Source organism: Actinomadura sp. 7K507 (genome assembly GCF_004348425.1).
In the GTDB taxonomy this organism is placed as follows: Bacteria; Actinomycetota; Actinomycetes; order Streptosporangiales; family Streptosporangiaceae; genus Spirillospora.
In genome coordinates this window covers 1-18,347 of record NZ_SMKK01000199.1, presented here as the reverse complement: position 1 = coordinate 18,347, position 18,347 = coordinate 1, and the positions used below count along the sequence as shown (strand labels likewise).

20 protein-coding genes and 1 pseudogene are annotated in these 18,347 nt (G+C 71.6%); 17 read left to right on the top strand and 4 right to left on the bottom strand.

Annotation, left to right across the window (positions count from 1 at the left end; all coding sequences use genetic code 11):
- Both E1285_RS46890 and E1285_RS33680 read left to right on the top strand, forming a co-directional pair.
- Window positions 1–213, top strand: a pseudogene (locus tag E1285_RS46890) (TIGR03086 family protein); the annotation flags it as partial.
- Between the two features lie 192 nt (window positions 214–405).
- Window positions 406–2,559 carry an acyl-CoA dehydrogenase gene (locus E1285_RS33680; protein WP_132158624.1) on the top strand — a complete coding sequence of 718 codons (2,154 nt, stop codon included), beginning with the start codon at window positions 406–408 and terminating at the stop codon, window positions 2,557–2,559.
- Window positions 2,560–2,621: 62 nt separating this feature from the next.
- On the opposite strand, the gene E1285_RS33675 is transcribed toward E1285_RS33680, so the two are convergent.
- The 3 genes from E1285_RS33675 to E1285_RS33665 all read right to left on the bottom strand — a co-directional run bounded on the left by E1285_RS33675 (window position 2,622) and on the right by E1285_RS33665 (window position 4,824).
- Window positions 2,622–3,629: an aldo/keto reductase gene (locus E1285_RS33675; RefSeq protein WP_132158623.1), complete on the bottom strand. Its 1,008-nt coding sequence runs from the start codon at window positions 3,627–3,629 to the stop codon at window positions 2,622–2,624.
- 96 nt (window positions 3,630–3,725) lie between these two features.
- Window positions 3,726–4,508, bottom strand: a complete 783-nt coding sequence (gene hypB, locus E1285_RS33670) for a hydrogenase nickel incorporation protein HypB (RefSeq protein ID WP_132158622.1) — start codon at window positions 4,506–4,508, stop codon at window positions 3,726–3,728.
- Window positions 4,501–4,824 carry a hydrogenase maturation nickel metallochaperone HypA gene (locus E1285_RS33665; RefSeq protein WP_243723233.1) on the bottom strand — a complete coding sequence of 108 codons (324 nt, stop codon included), beginning with the start codon at window positions 4,822–4,824 and terminating at the stop codon, window positions 4,501–4,503. The genes hypB and E1285_RS33665 overlap by 8 nt, the downstream gene beginning before the upstream one ends.
- A 195-nt stretch (window positions 4,825–5,019) precedes the next feature.
- Here E1285_RS33665 and E1285_RS33660 point away from each other — a divergent pair, with 195 nt between their 5' ends.
- From E1285_RS33660 to hypE, 15 genes are all read left to right on the top strand, one after another.
- Window positions 5,020–6,069, top strand: coding sequence for a hydrogenase expression protein HypE (locus E1285_RS33660; protein ID WP_132158620.1), 1,050 nt, complete (start codon window positions 5,020–5,022; stop codon window positions 6,067–6,069).
- A 118-nt stretch (window positions 6,070–6,187) separates the two neighbouring features.
- Window positions 6,188–7,972, top strand: coding sequence for a nickel-dependent hydrogenase large subunit (locus E1285_RS33655; protein ID WP_132158619.1), 1,785 nt, complete (start codon window positions 6,188–6,190; stop codon window positions 7,970–7,972).
- On the top strand, window positions 7,972–8,466 hold the full coding sequence (locus E1285_RS33650; RefSeq protein ID WP_132158618.1) for a hypothetical protein: 495 nt from the start codon (window positions 7,972–7,974) through the stop codon (window positions 8,464–8,466). The genes E1285_RS33655 and E1285_RS33650 overlap by 1 nt, the downstream gene beginning before the upstream one ends.
- Entirely contained in the window at window positions 8,463–9,104 is a 642-nt protein-coding gene (locus tag E1285_RS33645; protein WP_132158617.1) for a DUF5947 family protein, read from the top strand. Before E1285_RS33650 ends, E1285_RS33645 begins: the two co-directional genes overlap by 4 nt.
- Before the next feature lie 10 nt (window positions 9,105–9,114).
- Window positions 9,115–9,318: a hypothetical protein gene (locus tag E1285_RS33640; protein WP_132158616.1), complete on the top strand. Its 204-nt coding sequence runs from the start codon at window positions 9,115–9,117 to the stop codon at window positions 9,316–9,318.
- A complete protein-coding gene (locus E1285_RS33635) occupies window positions 9,315–10,004 on the top strand; it encodes a DUF6084 family protein (protein WP_132158615.1) in 690 nt (229 codons plus the stop codon). The genes E1285_RS33640 and E1285_RS33635 overlap by 4 nt, the downstream gene beginning before the upstream one ends.
- Entirely contained in the window at window positions 9,992–10,972 is a 981-nt protein-coding gene (locus tag E1285_RS33630; RefSeq protein ID WP_132158614.1) for a hypothetical protein, read from the top strand. The genes E1285_RS33635 and E1285_RS33630 overlap by 13 nt, the downstream gene beginning before the upstream one ends.
- Entirely contained in the window at window positions 10,969–11,853 is an 885-nt protein-coding gene (locus E1285_RS33625; RefSeq protein ID WP_243723232.1) for a hydrogenase maturation protease, read from the top strand. Before E1285_RS33630 ends, E1285_RS33625 begins: the two co-directional genes overlap by 4 nt.
- Entirely contained in the window at window positions 11,850–12,389 is a 540-nt protein-coding gene (locus tag E1285_RS33620; protein ID WP_132158613.1) for a DUF892 family protein, read from the top strand. Before E1285_RS33625 ends, E1285_RS33620 begins: the two co-directional genes overlap by 4 nt.
- Window positions 12,386–12,982 (top strand): SIS domain-containing protein, encoded by a 597-nt coding sequence (locus tag E1285_RS33615; RefSeq protein WP_243723231.1) that lies wholly within the window; start codon window positions 12,386–12,388, stop codon window positions 12,980–12,982. The genes E1285_RS33620 and E1285_RS33615 overlap by 4 nt, the downstream gene beginning before the upstream one ends.
- Window positions 12,979–13,200, top strand: coding sequence for a HypC/HybG/HupF family hydrogenase formation chaperone (locus E1285_RS33610; protein WP_243723230.1), 222 nt, complete (start codon window positions 12,979–12,981; stop codon window positions 13,198–13,200). Before E1285_RS33615 ends, E1285_RS33610 begins: the two co-directional genes overlap by 4 nt.
- Window positions 13,197–13,880: an SIS domain-containing protein gene (locus E1285_RS33605; protein ID WP_132158612.1), complete on the top strand. Its 684-nt coding sequence runs from the start codon at window positions 13,197–13,199 to the stop codon at window positions 13,878–13,880. The genes E1285_RS33610 and E1285_RS33605 overlap by 4 nt, the downstream gene beginning before the upstream one ends.
- Complete coding sequence (locus tag E1285_RS33600; RefSeq protein ID WP_132158611.1) at window positions 13,880–14,149, top strand: HypC/HybG/HupF family hydrogenase formation chaperone; 270 nt, start codon at window positions 13,880–13,882, stop codon at window positions 14,147–14,149. The genes E1285_RS33605 and E1285_RS33600 overlap by 1 nt, the downstream gene beginning before the upstream one ends.
- Complete coding sequence (gene hypD, locus E1285_RS33595; RefSeq protein ID WP_132158610.1) at window positions 14,149–15,324, top strand: hydrogenase formation protein HypD; 1,176 nt, start codon at window positions 14,149–14,151, stop codon at window positions 15,322–15,324. Before E1285_RS33600 ends, hypD begins: the two co-directional genes overlap by 1 nt.
- The gene (gene hypE, locus E1285_RS33590; RefSeq protein WP_132158609.1) at window positions 15,321–16,385 is read left to right on the top strand and encodes a hydrogenase expression/formation protein HypE; all 1,065 of its coding nucleotides are present in this window, start codon (window positions 15,321–15,323) and stop codon (window positions 16,383–16,385) included. The genes hypD and hypE overlap by 4 nt, the downstream gene beginning before the upstream one ends.
- A 6-nt stretch (window positions 16,386–16,391) precedes the next feature.
- On the opposite strand, the gene E1285_RS33585 is transcribed toward hypE, so the two are convergent.
- Window positions 16,392–18,152, bottom strand: a complete 1,761-nt coding sequence (locus E1285_RS33585) for a transposase (protein WP_243723229.1) — start codon at window positions 18,150–18,152, stop codon at window positions 16,392–16,394.
- Between the last annotated feature and the right edge of the window lie 195 nt (window positions 18,153–18,347).

Below are 18,347 nucleotides of genomic sequence, written 5' to 3'. Positions count from 1 at the left end.
GTCGAGGTGGCCGTCCACGGCTGGGACGTCGCGCAGGCGACGGGGGTGCGGCGGCCCGTCCCGCCGGGGCTGGCGGACGAGTTGCTGAAGGTCTGCCCGCTGGTGGTGCCCGAGGTGCGCCGCCCGCTGTTCGCCGAGCCCGTCGACCCCGGGCCGGACGCCGCCCCGGGGGAGCGGCTCGTCGCCTTTCTCGGGCGGCGGCCCCTGGGCTGAGGGAAGCGGTACGCCGACGCCATCCGGGAGGGGCGGCGACGGCGGAGTGTGGCCCGGTCCCAGAAAAATCCACCGGCCCCGATGTACGACCGAATGCCGTTCGGTCCACAATGGCAGCGCAACGTTCGACTGTTCGCCGACGTGCCGGTCCATGCCGGGTGGGCGCCGAAGCCGAAGGACCTTGGAGGGGCCATGTCGATTGCCATCAGCGAAGAACACCGTGAGCTCGCGCGGACGACGCGTGCGTTCCTGCGCGACCACGACGCGCGTGCCGCGAACCGGGCGCTGCTGGAGGCGGACAAGGAGTCGCTGCCGGGCTACTGGGCGGAGTTCGCCGGCCTCGGGCTGCTCGGCCTGCACCTCCCCGAGGAGCACGGCGGCGGCGGGGCCGGGCTGCAGGAACTGGTCGTGGTCGCCGAGGAGCTCGGCCGGGCCGCCGCGCCGGGCCCCCTCCTGCCGACGATGATCGCGTCCGCCGCGATCGCCGCGTCCGGTGACGGCGAGCAGCGGGCGCGGCTGCTGCCCGGCCTGGCCTCGGGGGAGACCCCGGCGGCGCTCGGCGTGGACGGCTCCGTGACGGTGCGGGACGGCACCGCCTCCGGAGACGCCGGGGTCGTGCTGGGCGGCGGGCTCGCGGAACTGCTCGTCCTCGCCGCCGGCGACGACATGATCGTCGTGCGGGCGGGCGCGGCGGGCGTCGCCGTCGAGGTGCCCGGCAACCTGGACCCGTCCCGCCGCTCGGCCCGCGTCCGCCTCGACGGCGTGACCGCCGAGGCGGTTCTCGGGGGAGCCAGGGCGCACGCCACCGCGATCGCCCGGACGCTGGCCTCGGCCGAGGCGGTCGGCGGGGCGCTCGAATGCGTGGAGACCTCCACCGAGTACGCCAAGGTCCGGCAGCAGTTCGGACGCCCGATCGCGACGTTCCAGGCCGTCAAGCACCACTGCGCGAACATGCTCGTCGCCGCCGAGCTGGGCACGGCAGCGGTGTGGGACGCGGCGCGGGCGGCGTCCGGTCCGTCCGACCAGTTCGAGCTGGCGGCGGCCGTCGCCGGCGCGCTCGCGATCCGCGCGTTCACCGGCAACGCGGGCCTCAACATCCAGGTGCACGGCGGGATCGGCTTCACCTGGGAGCACGACGCGCACCTGCTGCTGCGCCGGGCCGCCACGCTGGAGGCCGTGTTCGATCCGCAGGCCGCCGAACGGGACGTGACGCGGCTGCGCGCCGAAGGCGTCGCCCGGGAGGCGAACCTCGACCTGCCGCCCGAGGCCGAGGAGCAGCGCCCCCGGATCCGGGAGCTGGCCCGCGAGATCGCCGCGCTGCCGCGCGAGGAGCAGCGGCACAAGCTCATCGAGACCGGCTACGTCCAGCCGCACTGGCCGCGCCCGTGGGGCGTGGAGGCGAGCGCCGGGCTGCAGCTCGTCATCGAGGACGAGTTCCGTGCCGCCGGCGTCAAGCGCCCCCAGTACGGCATCACCGGCTGGGTGATCCTGACCCTGGTCCAGCACGGCACGCAGGACCAGATCGACCGCTGGGTGCGGCCCGCCCTCAACGGCGACGAGATCTGGTGCCAGCTGTTCAGCGAGCCGGAAGCCGGGTCGGACGCGGCCGCCGTCAAGACCCGGGCGGTGAAGGTGGACGGCGGCTGGACGATCAACGGGCAGAAGGTCTGGACGAGCGGCGCGCACTACTGCCGCTGGGGGTTCGCGACCGTCCGCACCGACCCGGACGCCGCCAAGCACGCCGGCGTCACCATGGTCGTCGTCGACATGGAGCACCCGGGCGTCGAGGTCAGGCCGCTGCGACAGACCACCGGCCACGCCGAGTTCAACGAGGTGTTCTTCTCCGACGTGTTCGTCCCCGACGCCGACGTCGTCGGGACCCCCAACCAGGGCTGGACGGTGGCCCGCGCGACCCTCGGCAACGAGCGCGTCAGCATCGGCGGCGGTGTCGGCGGCCCGCCCGGACCGGACGCCGTCAAGCTCTACACCGAGCACGGCGACCGGGTCCCCGCCGCCGCCGAACGCGTCGGCGCCTACCTGGCGGAGGAGCAGGCGCTGCGGCTGCTCAACCTCCGGTCCGCCGAACGCGCCGTCGCGGGCGGCGAGCCCGGCCCCGAGGGCAACATCACCAAGCTGGTCCTCGCCGAGCACGGCCACGCCACCGCCGACCTGCTCGCCGCGTTCGCCGGCCCGGACACCGCGTTCACCGACGGCCTCGGCGAGTTCGCGGGCCTGATGCGGCTCGGCTCCCGCGGCATGTCGATCGCCGGCGGGACGTCCGAGATCACCCGCAACCAGATCGGCGAGCGCATCCTCGGCCTCCCCCGCGACCCGCTGATCCGCTGATCCGCCAGGCACTGTCCACGGCCCGCCCCTGGCGCGCATCGCGTGCCAGGGGCGAGGTTTGTTCAGCGGCGGCGGTTTTTCGCTTTCAGGGACGGGTTGCCCGTCATGTGGTCGATGCCGCCCATATCGGTGCCCGGCGGGACGACCTCGTCGATCGCGTCGAGGACACCGCCGTCGAGACGGACGTCGGCGCCCGCGAGCAGGTCGTCGAGCTGCTCCATCGTCTTCGGGCCGATGATGGTCGAGGTGACGGCCGGGTGCTCGGTGACGAACCCGAGCCCCAGGTGCGTCATCGAGAGGCCCGCCTCGTCGGCGATCTTCTCCAGGCGTTCGGCGGCGTCGAAGCGGGCGGGCGTGCTCGGGTCCTTGGCGAGCCGGTCGCCCCGCGCGAAACGCGAGCCGGCGGGCGCCTGCTCTCCGCGCCGGTATTTGCCGGTCAGCCACCCTCCGGCCAGGGGACTCCACGGGATGACGCCCATGCCGTGCCGCTGCGCGGCGGGCAGCATGTCGTTCTCGATCGAGCGCGCGAAGATCGAGTACTGCGGCTGCTCGCACACGAACCGCGCGGTGTTCCTGCGCTCCGCCGCCCACTGCGCCTCGACGATCCAGTCGGCCGGGAACGACGACGACCCCAGGTAGAGCACCTTGCCCTGGCGGACGAGGTCGTCCAGCGCCCCGAGGGTCTCCTCGAGATCGGTGTTCCAGTCGTGCCGGTGGATCTGGTACAGGTCGATGCGGTCGGTCCCCAGCCTGCGGAGGCTGTCCTCCACCGCCCGGACGATCCAGCGCCGCGACCCGCCCCGCATGTTGCGGTCCTCGCCCATCGGGTTGAAGAACTTGGTGGCGAGGACGACGTCGTCCCGCCGCTCCCTGATGGCACGGCCGACGATCTCTTCGCTCTCACCGCGCGAGTAGATGTCCGCGGTGTCGACGAAGTTGATCCCCGAGTCCAGCGCCCGGTGGACGATGCGCTCGAACTCGTCGATGTCGCCCGATCGGTTGAACATCATCGCGCCGAGGCACTGGGCGCTGACCCGGACACCCGTCCGGCCGAGTTTGCGGTACTCCATGCAGATGTGCTCCCTCTCCAGTTCTCCCAGAACGGTAAAGGCTGGAGCGCGCTCGAGGTCAAGCCGGAAGAGCCCGCCCACCCTGCGCCGCGGACGTCATTCGGTGTCGGCCAGCCAGTCGTACCAGGTGTCCAGGCCGTCGCCTCTCGTGGCGGAGACCGGCAGGACGCGCAGGCCGGGGCAGACGCGGCGGGCGGCGTCGCGGCAGGCGTCCACGTCGAAGTCCACGTGCGGCAGCAGGTCGATCTTGTTGAGCAGCAGGACGTCCGCGCCGCGGAACATGTGCGGGTACTTCAGCGGCTTGTCGGCGCCCTCGGTGACCGACATCAGCACGACGCGGGCGCGCTCGCCGAGGTCGAACAGCGCGGGGCAGACGAGGTTGCCGACGTTCTCGATGAACACCGTCGAGCCCTCCGGCGGTTCCAGCGCGGTCAGCGCACCGGCCACCATCGAGGCGTCGAGATGGCAGCCGGCGCCGGTGTTGACCTGGACGGTGCGGGCCCCGGCGGCGGCGAGGCGCCGCGCGTCCAGCAGCGTCTCCTGGTCGCCTTCGATGACCGAGAACGGGCGGTTCCGGGGGGTGTGGGGGGACGTCCCCCCGCAGGAGGCAGGCCGGGACGGGCTGAGTTCGGTGACGGTCCGCTCCAGCAGCGTCGTCTTGCCGGAGCCTGGCGAGCTCATCATGTTGAGCGCGAGGACGCCGCGCTCGGCGAGCCATGCCCGGTTGCGCCCGGCGAGGTCGTCGTTGCGCGCCAGGACCTTCTGCCCCAGAGGGACGACGCGCCCGTGGCCATGCCCATGACCGTGCCCGTGGTGCGGTGGCGGCAGGGTCGTCAGGCGCGGGGCGGCGTCCGCGTCGCATCCGCAGGTCTCACACATCGTCGGCGACCTCCACCGCTTTGATCGTCAGGTCGGAGCCGCCGCTGATCAGCACGTCGGCGCTGCCGCACGGGCACAGGGAGAGGGGATCGCGCGCCGGGAAGGAGATCCCGCAGCTCGCGCAGTCGCCGGTCCCCTCGGGCTGGCTGATGTCGAGCCGGGCGCCCTGCACGCAGGTGCCCTCGCCCGCGAGTTCGAAGCAGAATCGCACGGCGTCCGGCATGACACCGGAAAGTCTCCCTATTTCGAGGTGGACGACGGCCACCCGCGAATCGGGCAATTGCCTGGAAATCGCCGCTATGACGCTCTCCGTCACGGCCAATTCGTGCACGATCGCCTCCCGTCGGTCCCGGCTGCGCACGCGCGTTTCTGCTGCCCCGATCTTCCCGGCTCAAACGCTGCTTTTACCGAATCAGGACAATGGTTTGGGTGCCATTTCGACCCGTGTTTCGGCCCGTGTCCGCCGGGCAGTCCGGATTCGTAATGATCTCTACCGGGCGGGGAGGAAGCGATGGTCAGCGCCGCGCCGGCGGAACCGCGGACGGACGAGATCCACATTCTGTGGACGTCCGAGGGAATGAGCTGTGACGGGGACACGGTGTCGGTGACCGCCGCCTCGCTGCCGAGCATCGAGGACGTGGTCCTGGGGGCGATGCCGGGCCTGCCGAAGGTCCACCTGCACAACAAGGTGCTCGCCTACGAGAACGGCGCCGAGTTCATGGAGGTGTTCCACCAGGCCGCGCGAGGCGAGGTGGAGCCGTTCATCCTCGTCGTCGAAGGGTCGATCCCGAACGAGAACATCAACGGGGACGGCTACTGGTCGGCGATGGGCAACGACCCCGAGACCGGCGAGCCGATCACGCTGAACACCTGGCTCGACCGGCTCGCGCCGAAGGCGTGGGCGGTGGTGGCGATCGGGACGTGCGCGACCTACGGCGGCATCCACGCGATGGCCGGCAACCCGACCGGGTGCATGGGCCTCGCCGACTACCTCGGCTGGGACTTCCGCTCCGCCGGCGGCCTGCCGATCGTGAACGTGCCGGGCTGCCCCGTCCAGCCGGACAACTTCATGGAGACGCTGCTGTGGGTGCTGCACCAGGCGGCCGGGCTGGCGCCGGTGATCCCGCTGGACGAGCAGCTCCGCCCGACCTGGCTGTTCGGCAAGACCGTCCACGAGGGCTGCGACCGGGCCGCCTACTACGAGCAGGCCGACTTCGCCCGCGACTACAACTCGCCGAAGTGCCAGGTGAAGATCGGCTGCTGGGGCCCGGTGGTGAACTGCAACGTCACCAAGCGCGGCTGGATGGACGGCGTCGGCGGCTGCCCCAATGTGGGCGGCATCTGCATCGGCTGCACCATGCCCGGCTTCCCGGACAAGTTCATGCCGTTCATGGACGAGCCGCCCGGCGCGAGCCTGTCCTCGACGCTGCTGCGGACGTACGGGCCGTTCATCCGGTCGATGCGGTCGATCACCAACAAGAGCGCGAACAAGGAACCCAGGTGGCGCCACAACCGCGAGCGGCTGACCAGCGGCTACCAGCCCCGCTGGCCGCGCACCTGAGCCGCTTCCCGCCGGGCGGCCGAGGCGGTTCCCGCCGGGCGGCCGCGCCGCGAGAGGCCGCACGACCCGTTACCGAAAGGCCGCGTGAATGAAGCAGGGCACCAAGGCAAGAAGCGACATGTCCCCCACGAAGGGGGGCCTGGTCGAGGTCGCGTTCGACCCGATCACCCGGATCATCGGCAACCTCGGCATCTACACCAAGATCGACTTCGCGAACCGGGAGGTGGCCGAGTGCAAGAGCACCTCGTCCATCTTCCGCGGCTACAGCGTGTTCATGAAGGGCAAGGACCCGCGCGACTCGCACTTCATCACCAGCCGCATCTGCGGCATCTGCGGCGACAACCACGCCACCTGCTCCGTCTACGCGCAGAACATGGCCTACGGGGTGAAGCCGCCGCCGCTCGCCGACTGGATCATCAACCTCGGCGAGGCCGCCGAGTTCATGTTCGACCACACGATCTTCCAGGACAACCTGGTCTTCGTCGACTTCTGCGAGCGGATGGTCGCCGAGACGAACCCGGGCCTGCTGGCGACGGCCAAGAACACCGAGGCGCCGCGCGGTTCCGTCCACGGGTTCCGCACGATCGCCGACCTGATGGCCGCGTTCAACCCGTTCGAGGGCTCGGTCTACAAGGAGGCCCTGCAGCTCAGCCGCATCACCCGTGAGATGTGCTGCCTGATGGAGGGGCGGCACGTCCACCCGTCCACGCTGTATCCGGGCGGTGTCGGGACGGTCGCGACACCGCAGGTCTTCACCGACTACCTCGTGCGGCTCACCCGCTGCCTCGACTTCATCAAGCGCGCCGTCGCGATGAACGACGACGTCTTCGACTTCTTCCTCGACGCGATGCCCGGCTACGACCAGGTGGGACGGCGGCGGACGCTGCTCGGCTGCTGGGGCGCGTTCCAGAACCCCGACGTCGTCGACTACGACTACCGGCACATGTCCGAGTGGGGGCGCGCCGCGTTCGTCACGCCGGGCATCGTCGTGGACGGGCGGCTCGTCACGACCGACCTGGTCGACATCAACCTCGGCATGCGGATCATGCTGGGCAGCTCGTACTACGACGACTGGGTCAACGAGGAGACGTTCGTCAAGGAGGACCCGCTCGGCAACCCGATCGACAAGCGGCATCCGTGGAACCAGACGACGCTGCCGCAGCCGCAGAAGCGCGACCTCGACGGCGGGAAGTACAGCTGGGTCGTCAGCCCGCGCTGGCTCGACCCCTCGTCGGGCGACCACCTCGCGCTCGACACCGGCGGCGGGCCGCTCGCCCGGCTGTGGGCGACGGCGCTGGCCGGGGAGGTGGACACGCCCTACGTCCGGTCGACCGGGCACAGCGTCCAGATCGACCTGCCGAAGACGCCCGGCATGCCGGAGATGAACCTGGAGTGGACGCCGCCGCCGTTCGGCAACACCATCGAACGCGACCGGGCCCGCGCGTACTTCATCGCCTACTCCGCGGGGATGGCGCTGTACTTCGCCGAGAAGGCCCTCGACGAGGTCCGGGCCGGGCGGACGCAGGTGTTCTCCGACTTCGAGGTCCCGGACGAGGCCATCGGCGTCGGGTTCCACGAGGCCGTCCGCGGCGTCCTGTCGCACCACATGGTCATCCGCGACGGCAAGATCGCGAACTACCAGCCGTACCCGCCGACGCCGTGGAACGCCAGCCCGCGCGACTCCAACGGCGTACCGGGCCCGTACGAGGACGCCGTCCAGGGCATGCCGCTCTTCGAGGAGAACGGCCCGGACGACTTCAAGGGCATCGACATCATGCGGACCGTCCGCAGCTTCGACCCGTGCCTGCCGTGCGGCGTCCACATGTACGTCGGCAACGGCCGGACGATCGAGCGGCGCCACTCGCCGATGTTCGGTGAGCAGCCGCTCGACGGGCAGGTCTGATGGGCTGGGACGACGAGCGCGTGCGCGAGCACGTCCGGCACCTCGAAGGCCTGCTCGGACGGCTGGACCCGGCGGCGGGCACGACCGTCCAGGCCCTCGTGGACCTGTACGGGGAGGCCCTCGACCGGGTCGTGCGGCTCGCCGCGGACGCCGGGATCACGCCCGCCCTCACCGGGGACGAGCTGATCCGCCACCTGCTGCTCATGCACGGCCTGCACCCGGAAGCACCGGAAACGCGGGTGCGGCGGGCGCTCGACGGCCTCGCGGACTTCCTGGCGAAGCACCGCACCTCGGTGGAGTTCGCGGGGATCGAGGGCCCCGCCGTCCGGCTGAAGATCGCGACCGAGGGCCGCGCCGCCGCGTCCCGCCCGGTGACGGAGGCGGTGGAGCGGGCGGTGCTCGCCGCCGCACCGGAGCTGGAGCGCGCCGACATCGAGGCGCCCGCGCCCGAACCGGTGCTCATCACACTCGACCAACTGCGGAGCAGCGTATGACGTCCGGTCTGTGTACCCCGCGCCTGGCCGCGCTCGCCGGGGCGCCGTCCCCGCCTCCACCGGCGCAGGCCGAGGCCGAGGCCGAGGCCGGCGGGCAATGCGAGATGTGCGCCGAACCTCTGCACGACGCCCACCGGCACCTGCTCGACCTGGAGAAGGACGACCTGCTGTGCGCGTGCGGGGCGTGCACCATCCTGTTCGACGACCAGGCGGCGGGCGGGCGGCACTACCGCCTCATCCCGGCCGAGCGGCGCGAACTGGCCGGCTTCCACCTGGACGGGCCGCTGTGGGCGGGCCTCGGAATCCCGGTCGACCTGGCGTTCTTCGCCGTCAGCGAGCTGGGCGAGGTGTCGGCCCGCTATCCGAGCCCCGCCGGCGCGCTGCACGCGGCCGTCCACCCGGACAGCTGGCGGCGCCTGGCCGAGGCCAACCCGGTCCTGGCGGAACTGCGCCCGGACGTGGAGGCGCTGGTCGTGCACCGGGCGCGGCGGGCGGCCGAGCACTGGATCCTCCCGATCGACGACTGCTACCGGCTGACCGCCGTGCTGCGCGAGCACTGGTCCGGCTTCGGCGGCGGCGACGCGGTCTGGGACCACATCAGCGGCTTCTTCGAAGAGATGAAGGCTCCGAGGAGATGAGGGGAGAACGATGATCAAGGTCGGCAGGCCGGACGTGCGGCCCGACAAGCCGTCCCACACCAGGGGCGTCCGCGAGGGCAACAGCGTCGGCAACTACGAGAAACAGGACGGGCACCTGCCCGACGGCACCTCGACCGCGCGCCGCTCCACCGGGGTCGGCGCGTCCCGCCACGGGCCGATCCTCGACTCGATGCCGAATCTGTCGCCGGCATGAACGCGGCACCGGAACTGGGCCTCGACCTGCTCGGCATCGAGGCGGAGACGTTCGCGGCGACGCCGACGCTGAACCTGCGCGTGGGGCTGCGGCGGCTGGACGGCGGACCCGTCCAGTGCGTCCTGCTCACCACGACCGTGACGATCGCGGCGGCGCGCCGCTCCTACGACGACGTCGAGCGGGAGAGGCTCGCCGGCGTGTTCGGCGAGCCGGACATGTGGGACAGGTCGCTGCACGGCCTGACGTGGGGACGCGTCGGCGCGACCGTGCCGACGTTCCGCGGCGAGGCGGAGGTGACGCTCGCGCTGGCGTGCGGGCACGACATGCAGGTCGCGGCCGACCGCTACCTGCACGCGCTGCGCGGCGGCGACGTCCCGCTCGACCTCACCTTCAACGGCACGGTGTTCTATCCCGGCGAGGACGGGAAGCTGCGCACCGCGCAGATCCCGTGGCACCACGAGGCGACCGGGCGGCTGCCCGTCCAGACGTGGCGGGACCTGATGGACCGCTACTACGGGTCCGCGCGCTGGCTCCGCCTGGACGACGACTGCTTCGGCCGCCTGGCCGCCTACCGGGCTCGGCGGGCGCACTCCTCCTTCGACGACACGGTCGACGAACTGCTCCGCAGGGCCGAGGTGCTGCGGGCGGAAGAGGAACTGCGCGGGGAGGAAGAGTGGACTGCGTAAGAGCGGTCGCCGACGTCGTCCTCTACGAGGGCTACCTGCTGTGGCCCTACCGGCGGTCCGCGCTGAAGAACCAGCAGAGGTGGACGATCGGCGGCGTCTATCCGCGCCGCTACGCGGAGAAGGCCGGCGACCACTGGACGGTCTGCGCCGAGTTCCTCATGGAGGACGCCGCCGCTGCGGACGTCGAGTTCACGCTGCGGTTCCTGCACGCCGTGCACCGCCAGGTCATGGACGGCGACGCCCCGGTGGACGAGCTCCGCATCGGGGACGAGACGTTCACGACCTGGCAGGAGGCCCGCGAACGCGAGATCACCAGCGGCCGCGTCTCGGTGGCGCGGCTGCTGCGCTCTCCCGTCCGGTTCCCCGTCGCCGTCGCGGCGGGCGGCGACGACGAGGAGATCGGCGGCGGTGCGGGGGCCCGTTTCACGCGCCTGTGGCGGCGGGTCGACGGAACGATCGAGGTCTCGGCCGTCGAGGCGGGGGACGGCGTGGTCCGGCTGCGGGCCGAGGTCGTCAACACCGGCGCCGGGGAGGACCGCGACAACGCCGTCCACGCGGCCATGCTGTGCGCCCACGTGGTGGCGCGGGCGGCCGGCGGCGGGTCGTTCGTCTCGCCGACCGATCCGCCCGAGCGCATGGCCGCGGCGGCGGCCACGTGCGTGAGCGACGGGCTGTGGCCGGTGCTCGCGGGCCCGCCGGGGAGCCGCGACACCGTCCTGGCCTCCCCGATCGTCCTCTACGACTGGCCGCAGGTCGCACCGGAGAGCCCCGGGGACATGTTCGACGGCACCGAGATCGACCGGCTGCTCATCCTCAGCGTGCTCAGCCTCAGCGACGACGAGCGGCGGGAGATGGCGGCGACCGACCCGAGGGCGGCGGAGATCCTGCGGCGCTGCGCGTCGCTGTCGTCCGGCGAGCTGCTCACGCTGCACGGCACCATGCGGGACCCGCGAAGGGACGTCTGGTGACGGCGCCGGGCAGCCGCGTCCGGCTGCGCCCGCGCGGCGGCGCGGACATCTTCGACCTCGCCCTGGTCGGCCGCACCGCCACCGTGGAGCGCGTCGAGGAGGACATGGAGGGCGGCCTGCACCTGGTCGTCGCCGTCGACGACGACCCCGGCCGGGGTCTCGGCGCCCGCAACCAGCTCGGGCACCGCTTCTTCCTTCGCCTGGACGAGGTCGAGCCGCTCCCGATGGACGAACCGTCTTACACGGTGCTTGTCGCCGGCATCGGGAACGTCTTCCACGGCGACGACGGCTTCGGTGTGGAGGTCGTCCGGCGGCTGGAGAAACGGCCGCTTCCGGCTGGTGTGGACGTCACCGACTTCGGCATCCGCGGCATCGACCTGATGTACGCGCTAGGCGACGGCTACAAGACGGTCGTCCTCGTCGACGCGGCGGAGCGCGGCCACGCGCCGGGCACCGTCTCGCTCATCGAACCGGACGACGCGGGCGGTCTCGACTTCGGCGGCACCGCCGTGGACGCGCACGGGCTCGACCCGGCGAAGGTGCTGCGGCTGGCGCGGGAGAACGGCAGAGCGCCGTCCCGGATCCTGCTCGTCGCGTGCGAACCGTCGTCGCAGACCACGGACGCCACATGGGAAATGGCACTGAGCGCCGCGGTGAGCATGGCCGTCGACGACGCCGTCCGGCTGATCGAGCGGCTGCTCGAAAAGGAACTCGCAGCAGAAAGGGGGTGCGGAAATGCGGAAGGGAATCCACGTCGGGCCGGGTGTGCTCCGGACGATGATCGCGCTGTTCATGCTGGCCATGATCGTCGTGGTCGTGAAGGAGATGCCGGCCATGCGCCGGTACATGAAGGCCAAGTCGATGTGAACGGACGCCCATGACGACGATCGACAAGCAGTTGATCGGTTACCTGAAGGACGCGCACGCGATGCAGGAGCACGTCGAGGCCGCCCTCAGCGAGCTGCTGACCACCTCGGCGAACGAACCGGACATGTGCCGCCCGCTCGGCCGCTACGCCGAGCGGACGCACGTGCACCGGAGGGAGATCGAGGCGCGGCTGCGGGCGCACCGGTCCGCTCCGTCCATCGTCAGGGACGCGGGAGCGCTGTTCGCGGCGGTGGTCGAGGGCGGCCTCGGCCGCAGCCGCCGCGACACCGCGGGCAGGCACATGCGGGACGCCTACGTCGCCGTCCACCTGCAGATCGCCGCCGGGGAGATGCTGCGGCGCGTCGCCGAGCGCGCCGGGGACGCGGAGACCGCGCAGGTCGCGGCGGGACTGTGCGACGACGCGTACGCGATGTCGCGGGAGCTGTCCGACCGCTGGGACCTCGCCGTGGCCATGTCGCTCAGGCAGCACGGCGTCAAGGACGTCCCGCCGCCCGGCGAAGGCGGCCGGCCCGGGGGAGGCGGCCGGTGACCGGCACCGTGGCGGAGGTGTTCCGCCGCCGCGCCGAGCCCGGCGCCGCACTCGCGGACGAGGCCGGCGCCATCGCCGCCGCCTGCCACGCGATGGCGGCGCGGTTCCATCGCGGGGGACGGCTGTTCACGTTCGGCACCGGCGGCGCGGCGACCGACGCGCAGCATGTGGCGGTCGAGTTCGTCCACCCGGTGATCGTGGGGAAGCGGGCGCTGCCCGCGCTGTCGCTCACCGGCGACGTCGCGACCCTCACCGGCGTCGGCGCGAGCACCGGGTTCGACGAGATCTTCGCGCACCAGCTCCGCTGCTTCGGCGGGCCCGGCGACATCGCGCTCGGGATCTCGCCGGACGGCCGGTGCGGCAGCGTCCGGCGCGGCCTGGACAGCGCCCGGGACCTCGGGATGCTCACCGTCGCGCTGGCCGGCGGCGACGGGGAAGCGCTCGCCGGGGCGGCCGGGCACCTGGTGACGGTGCCGTCCGCCGATCCGCGCGTGGTCAAGGAAGTGCACGTCACGGCGTACCACATGCTCTGGGAACTGGTTCACGTGTTCCTGGAGCATCCGGACGTGCTGAGCGAGGAGGTCGTCACGTGACGTCGTTTTCGATGGATGAGTCCTGCGCCGGAGAGCACTGCGTGACGTGCTCCGACGAGGCCGTCCCGGTGCGAGTGCTGCGGCTGCGGGACGGCGGTCTGGCGGACGTCGACGCCGGGGACGGGCGGGTCGAACAGGTCAGCGTGGCCCTGGTGGACGCCGAGGCCGGCGACACCGTGCTCGTCCACGCCAAGGAAGCGATCGGGGTCGTGACATGACCGGCATGCAGCAGCTCTACCCGTTCCTGTATTCGGGGGGCTCGGGGCTGGACACGCTCATGGACGACGTCCGCCGCTCCACGGAGGACAAGGCGAACGAGATCGTCCGGCTGCGCGAGAGCGTGCTGGAGGAGTCCGGCGCGGACCTCGCCGCCTGCGCCGCCCGGATGGCGGACGCGTTCCGCGCCGGCGGGCGGCTGTTCACGTTCGGCAACGGCGGCAGCTCGACCGACGCGCAGGACGTCGCCGCGCTGTTCCTCAACCCGGGGGAGTCCGGGCGGCCGCTGCCCGCGCTCGCCCTCACGACCGACGTCGCGGTGGTCACCGCGCTGTCCAACGACATCGGGTTCGAGGTGGTGTTCGCGCGGCAGCTCGCCGCGTTCGGCCGTCCCGGCGACATCGCGCTCGCGCTGTCCACGAGCGGGACCTCCGACAACGTGATCGCGGCGCTGCGGGAGGGCGGGCGGCGCGGCATGCTCACCGTCGGCCTGGCGGGCTACACCGGCGGCCAGATGGCCGAGGAGCCGGGGCTGCACCACCTGTTCGTCGTGCCGTCGTCGTCCGTGCACCGCGTCCAGGAGGCGCAGACGACGATCTACCACGCCCTCTGGGAACTGACGCAGCGTGAACTGACCCGGCCGCAACCGACCCGGCCGCAACCGACGCGGGAGGCCCTCTGATGTGCCTGGCCATACCGGGCGAGATCGTGGAGATCATGCCGGACCGCCCGCTGGCGAAGGTCGACGTCACCGGCGTCCGGCGGGCCGTCAACATCGGCCTGCTCGACGGGGAGCGGCTCGCCCCCGGCGACTGGGTCCTCATCCATGTCGGCTTCGCCATGTCCAAGATCGACGAGGCGGAGGCGAAGGCCACGCTGCGGCTGCTCGAAGGGACCGGCGACGCCTACGACGACGAGATCGACGCACTGCGGGAATCGAGGATCGACTGATGCGCTTCGTCGACGAGTACCGGGACGCGGACAAGGCGCGGGCACTCGCCGCCTCGGTCGCCTCCCTGTGCGAGCCCGGCCGGCACTACAAGTTCATGGAAGTGTGCGGAGGCCACACCCACACCATCTACAAGCACGGCCTAGAGGACTACCTGCCGGAGAACATCTCGCTCGTGCACGGCCCCGGCTGCCCGGTGTGCGTGATCCCCATGGGCCGGGTGGACGACGCCATCCACATCGCGTCCCAGCCGGACGTCATCATGACGTCGTTCGGCGACATGATGCGGGTCCCGGGCGGGGACGGCTCGTTCCTCGACGCCAAGGCCGCCGGCGCCGACATCCGGATGGTGTACTCGCCGCTGGACGCGCTGAAGATCGCCAGGCGGAACCCGTCGCGGCGGGTCGTCTTCATGGGGATCGGGTTCGAGACCACCGCGCCCTCCACCGCGATGACCGTGCTGCGCGCGGCCGCCGAGGGCGTCGGCAACTTCTCGGTCTTCAACAACCACGTGACGATCCTCCCGGCGATCAAAGCCATCCTCGACTCGCCCGACCTGCGGCTGGACGGCTTCCTCGGGCCGGGCCACGTCTCGACCGTCATCGGCTGCCGCCCGTACTCGTTCATCGCGGACGGCTACGGCAAGCCGCTGGTCGTCGCGGGTTTCGAGCCGCTGGACATTCTCCAGTCGGTCCACATGCTGCTGACCCAACTCGGATCGGGCCGCTGCGAGGTCGAGAACCAGTACGGCCGCGTCGTCGCGTGGGACGGGAACGAAAAGGCACTGCAGGTCATCGGCCAGACCATGGAACTGCGCCCCTACTTCGAATGGCGCGGCCTCGGCTTCATCTCGCACTCCGCGCTCCGCATGAAGGACGAGTACGCGGCCTTCGACGCCGAGCGCGTCTTCGACGTCCCCGGCGGCCGCGTCGCCGACCCCAAGGCGTGCCAGTGCGGCGAAGTGCTGAAGGGCGTGCTGAAACCGTGGGAGTGCAAGGTCTTCGGGACGGCCTGCACGCCGGAGACGCCGATCGGCACCTGCATGGTCTCGTCCGAGGGCGCGTGCGCCGCGTACTACAACTTCGGACGCTTCACCCGGGAGCGCGTCAAGGAGGCGACGCACGCGGGAGAGGCGCATGCAAGCGAGCCGGTGCGCGTCAAGGAGGCGACACAGTGACGATCCGCGAGGAACAGGTCCTCGAACGCATCGACCGCGCCCGCAACGCCAGGCCACGCCTGCGCGAGGACGCCATCACCCTCGCGCACGGCTCCGGCGGCAAGGCCACCCACACGCTGATCGAGACCGTTTTCCGCGAGGCGTTCGGCAACCCGGTTCTGGACCGCCTGGACGACTCCGCGCATTTCACCGTCAACGGCGCCCGCCTCGCCTTCACCACCGACTCCTACGTCGTCTCGCCGCTGTTCTTTCCCGGCGGCGACATCGGCGACCTGGCGGTGAACGGAACCGTGAACGACCTCGCGGTCTCCGGCGCGACGCCTTTGCACCTGTCGGCCGGATTCATTCTCGAAGAGGGATTCCCGGTCTCGGACCTGCGCCGCATCACCGAGTCGATGCGGTGCGCCGCCGAGGCCGCGGGCGTGGACATCGTCACGGGCGACACCAAGGTCGTGGAGCGGGGAAAGGCCGACGGCTGCTACATCAACACCGCGGGCGTGGGCATCGCGCATTCCGGCGGCGCCGATGTCCGTCCCGGCGACGCGATCCTCGTCACCGGCCCGATCGGCGAACACGGCGTCACGATCATGCTGGCGCGCGGCGAACTCGACATCGAGGCCGACCTGACGTCCGACACCGCGCCGCTGAACTGCCTGCTCGCCGACGTCCGCGACGCCTGCCCCGGCGCCGTCCGCCGCATGCGCGACGCCACCCGCGGCGGCGTCGCGACCGTCCTCAACGAGCTGGCCTCCGACGCCGGCGCGGCCGTGGTGGTCGACGAGTCCAGCGTTCCCGTGCGTCCCGCCGTCCGCGGCGCGTGCGAGCTGCTCGGCATCGACCCGATGTACGTGGCCTGCGAGGGCCGGGCCGTGATCGTCGTCGCTCCCGAAGCGGAGGAGACCGCCCTGGCCGCCCTGCGCACCCACCCCCTGGGCCGGGACGCGGCCGTCATCGGCCACGTGCGCGAGGACCCGCCCGGCCTCGTCCTGCTGAAAACCGCGTTCGGCGGCACCCGGATCGTCGACCTGCTGGTGGGCGACCCCCTGCCCCGAATCTGCTGACCGTTCCTAGACAGTGTCCAGGAGTGAGTGTTGTACCCACCTCCTGGTACTGCGCGTATCCCGAGCGGTTTTGGATGCGCTGGTTGCCCGCGTTCGCTGTGGTGTCCCGGTCCGGGGGCGTGCATCGTGTGCGCGTTCCGTGACGGGTGGGCGGGTTCCCTTACGCCTGCGGGCACTCGGTTCGGCCTGGACGGTCCGATGCCCGCATCCATCGCTCTGGTGGGTGCGGGGTGGTGTCGTCCGTCGCCGGATCGGGTGTCCGAGGGCGCGTCTGCCGATCGCCACCGAGGCGGCGTCATGGCGGGTCATCTGACGTTTGTTGCTGGTGAGGGGTTTGCGCCAGTGCCGGTCGCCCCAGCGGGAGGTGTAAGCCGGATCGACCGCGACGATCGCCAGACCGGCCTCGGTGGCCATCGAGACCAGCCGCGCCTTGAGCTTCCCGGTGGGGAAGCCGGAGATCAGCTGCCGGAACCGTGTGCGGCGGCCGTGTTTCTCCCGGGTCTTGTCTTGCGCGAAGTCCAGGTCTTCGATGGCGATGGCGGCGACGCCGTATCGCTTGGCCCAATGCAGCAGGGCGGTGATGGCGTGCCGGACCTGCGCGTCCCGGTGGCCGGTGGTGCCGGACAGGTCGTAGGAGAACCGGCGCGGGTCGCCGACCGGGTTGCCGCAGGAGTCGAGGCGGTAGGCGGCCAGGTGGTCGGCGTTGGCGTCCACCCCGATCATGCCGCGGGCGCGGGCCGCCTCCAGTCCGATGGCGGGGATGGCGGGGCGCTGCCAGGACGCGGTCAGGTACCAGCGGCCCCGGTCTGGGTCGTGGTGGATGCGGTAGGCCACCGCCCGGTCCACGCAGATCCGGTCGGCCCACTCGGCACCCCGGTGCGCGAACGCGACGCGGGCGGTCAGCACGTAGCGGCTGTGCGGCGCGTTGGCCAGATGCGCCAGCGGGGCGGGCAGCCTGATCGATACTTGGCCGTCGGGGGTGACGCGGATGGTCTCGTTGCCGTACCGCTTTCCGCTCTCGCCGTCGGCCTGGCAGAACCGGCGCCCGGCCTCCCACCGGGCCCGCCACTGCTCCTGGGTCAGCCCGGCGGCGTCCAGGTGGTGGCGGTTGTTCAGCAGTTGTTTGCCGCCGCGCACCACCCGCACCCGCCCGGCGTCCCAGTCGGCCCGCACGGCGGCGAGACGGTCTTTGAGGATGTGCAGGCGGCGGGACTTGGCGAACCACTCCCGCCTCGACCGGTACCCGCCCGCCGCGCGCCGGGTCCCCTTCTGGCCGACCGGGACCGACAGCCGCCGCTCGATGGTGGCGATCCCGGCTTCCAGGCTGTTCAGGTGCGCGAGGTGGCTGCGGCGGGCCAGCGCCCACTGGTCGTGGGTGGCCTTGGTGATGCTCCCGGCCCACCGCGCCGACGACCCACCCGTCAACTCCCGCTTACGCGCCGCCCACTGCTCGGCGTCATGCGCCGTCCCTGCCCGGCACCGCGCCTTGAGGTCACGGCCCGCCAGCGACCCCAGATGCGCACCCACCTCACCCAGCACCTGTTCGTCCCGGGCGGTCAGGCCCTTGAGGCGGGCACGGATCGCCACCCCCGACGGACCAGCGGCCACGAACGGCGTTTCGATCGGCCGCAGGTGCTGCGGGTGGCCGTTGCGCCCTGCGGTCTGTGCTGTGGTCTGCCCGATCTCGCAGATGGCGTTGTCCACGCCGGGGTGGGTTGCCGCCGCGGGGACGGCGTCCACATTTTTGGCGATGGCGGACTGTGACATGACAGATACTTTAAGCCACTATCCTCGAACATGCAATCGACCTACGTGCACACCCGTCGTGGCCGTCATATGGCATCCCGCCCCGGCACATCAGCGAACAGCACCCTGTGCACCCCTCGTTCCACTGGCTTCATGAGCACGCCCACGTCACTCATGAACGGCTATGGATACCCATGAACACTCAACCGCCAGCAG

Coding starts and splice junctions, on each gene's coding strand:
- E1285_RS33680 (WP_132158624.1), top strand. CDS start 406: ATGTCGATTGCCATCAGCGAAGAACACCGTGAGCTCGCGCGGACGACG.
- E1285_RS33675 (WP_132158623.1), bottom strand. CDS start 3,629: ATGGAGTACCGCAAACTCGGCCGGACGGGTGTCCGGGTCAGCGCCCAG.
- hypB (WP_132158622.1), bottom strand. CDS start 4,508: ATGTGTGAGACCTGCGGATGCGACGCGGACGCCGCCCCGCGCCTGACG.
- E1285_RS33660 (WP_132158620.1), top strand. CDS start 5,020: ATGGTCAGCGCCGCGCCGGCGGAACCGCGGACGGACGAGATCCACATT.
- E1285_RS33655 (WP_132158619.1), top strand. CDS start 6,188: ATGTCCCCCACGAAGGGGGGCCTGGTCGAGGTCGCGTTCGACCCGATC.
- E1285_RS33650 (WP_132158618.1), top strand. CDS start 7,972: ATGGGCTGGGACGACGAGCGCGTGCGCGAGCACGTCCGGCACCTCGAA.
- E1285_RS33645 (WP_132158617.1), top strand. CDS start 8,463: ATGACGTCCGGTCTGTGTACCCCGCGCCTGGCCGCGCTCGCCGGGGCG.
- E1285_RS33640 (WP_132158616.1), top strand. CDS start 9,115: ATGATCAAGGTCGGCAGGCCGGACGTGCGGCCCGACAAGCCGTCCCAC.
- E1285_RS33635 (WP_132158615.1), top strand. CDS start 9,315: ATGAACGCGGCACCGGAACTGGGCCTCGACCTGCTCGGCATCGAGGCG.
- E1285_RS33620 (WP_132158613.1), top strand. CDS start 11,850: ATGACGACGATCGACAAGCAGTTGATCGGTTACCTGAAGGACGCGCAC.
- E1285_RS33605 (WP_132158612.1), top strand. CDS start 13,197: ATGACCGGCATGCAGCAGCTCTACCCGTTCCTGTATTCGGGGGGCTCG.
- E1285_RS33600 (WP_132158611.1), top strand. CDS start 13,880: ATGTGCCTGGCCATACCGGGCGAGATCGTGGAGATCATGCCGGACCGC.
- hypD (WP_132158610.1), top strand. CDS start 14,149: ATGCGCTTCGTCGACGAGTACCGGGACGCGGACAAGGCGCGGGCACTC.
- E1285_RS33585 (WP_243723229.1), bottom strand. CDS start 18,152: ATGTCACAGTCCGCCATCGCCAAAAATGTGGACGCCGTCCCCGCGGCG.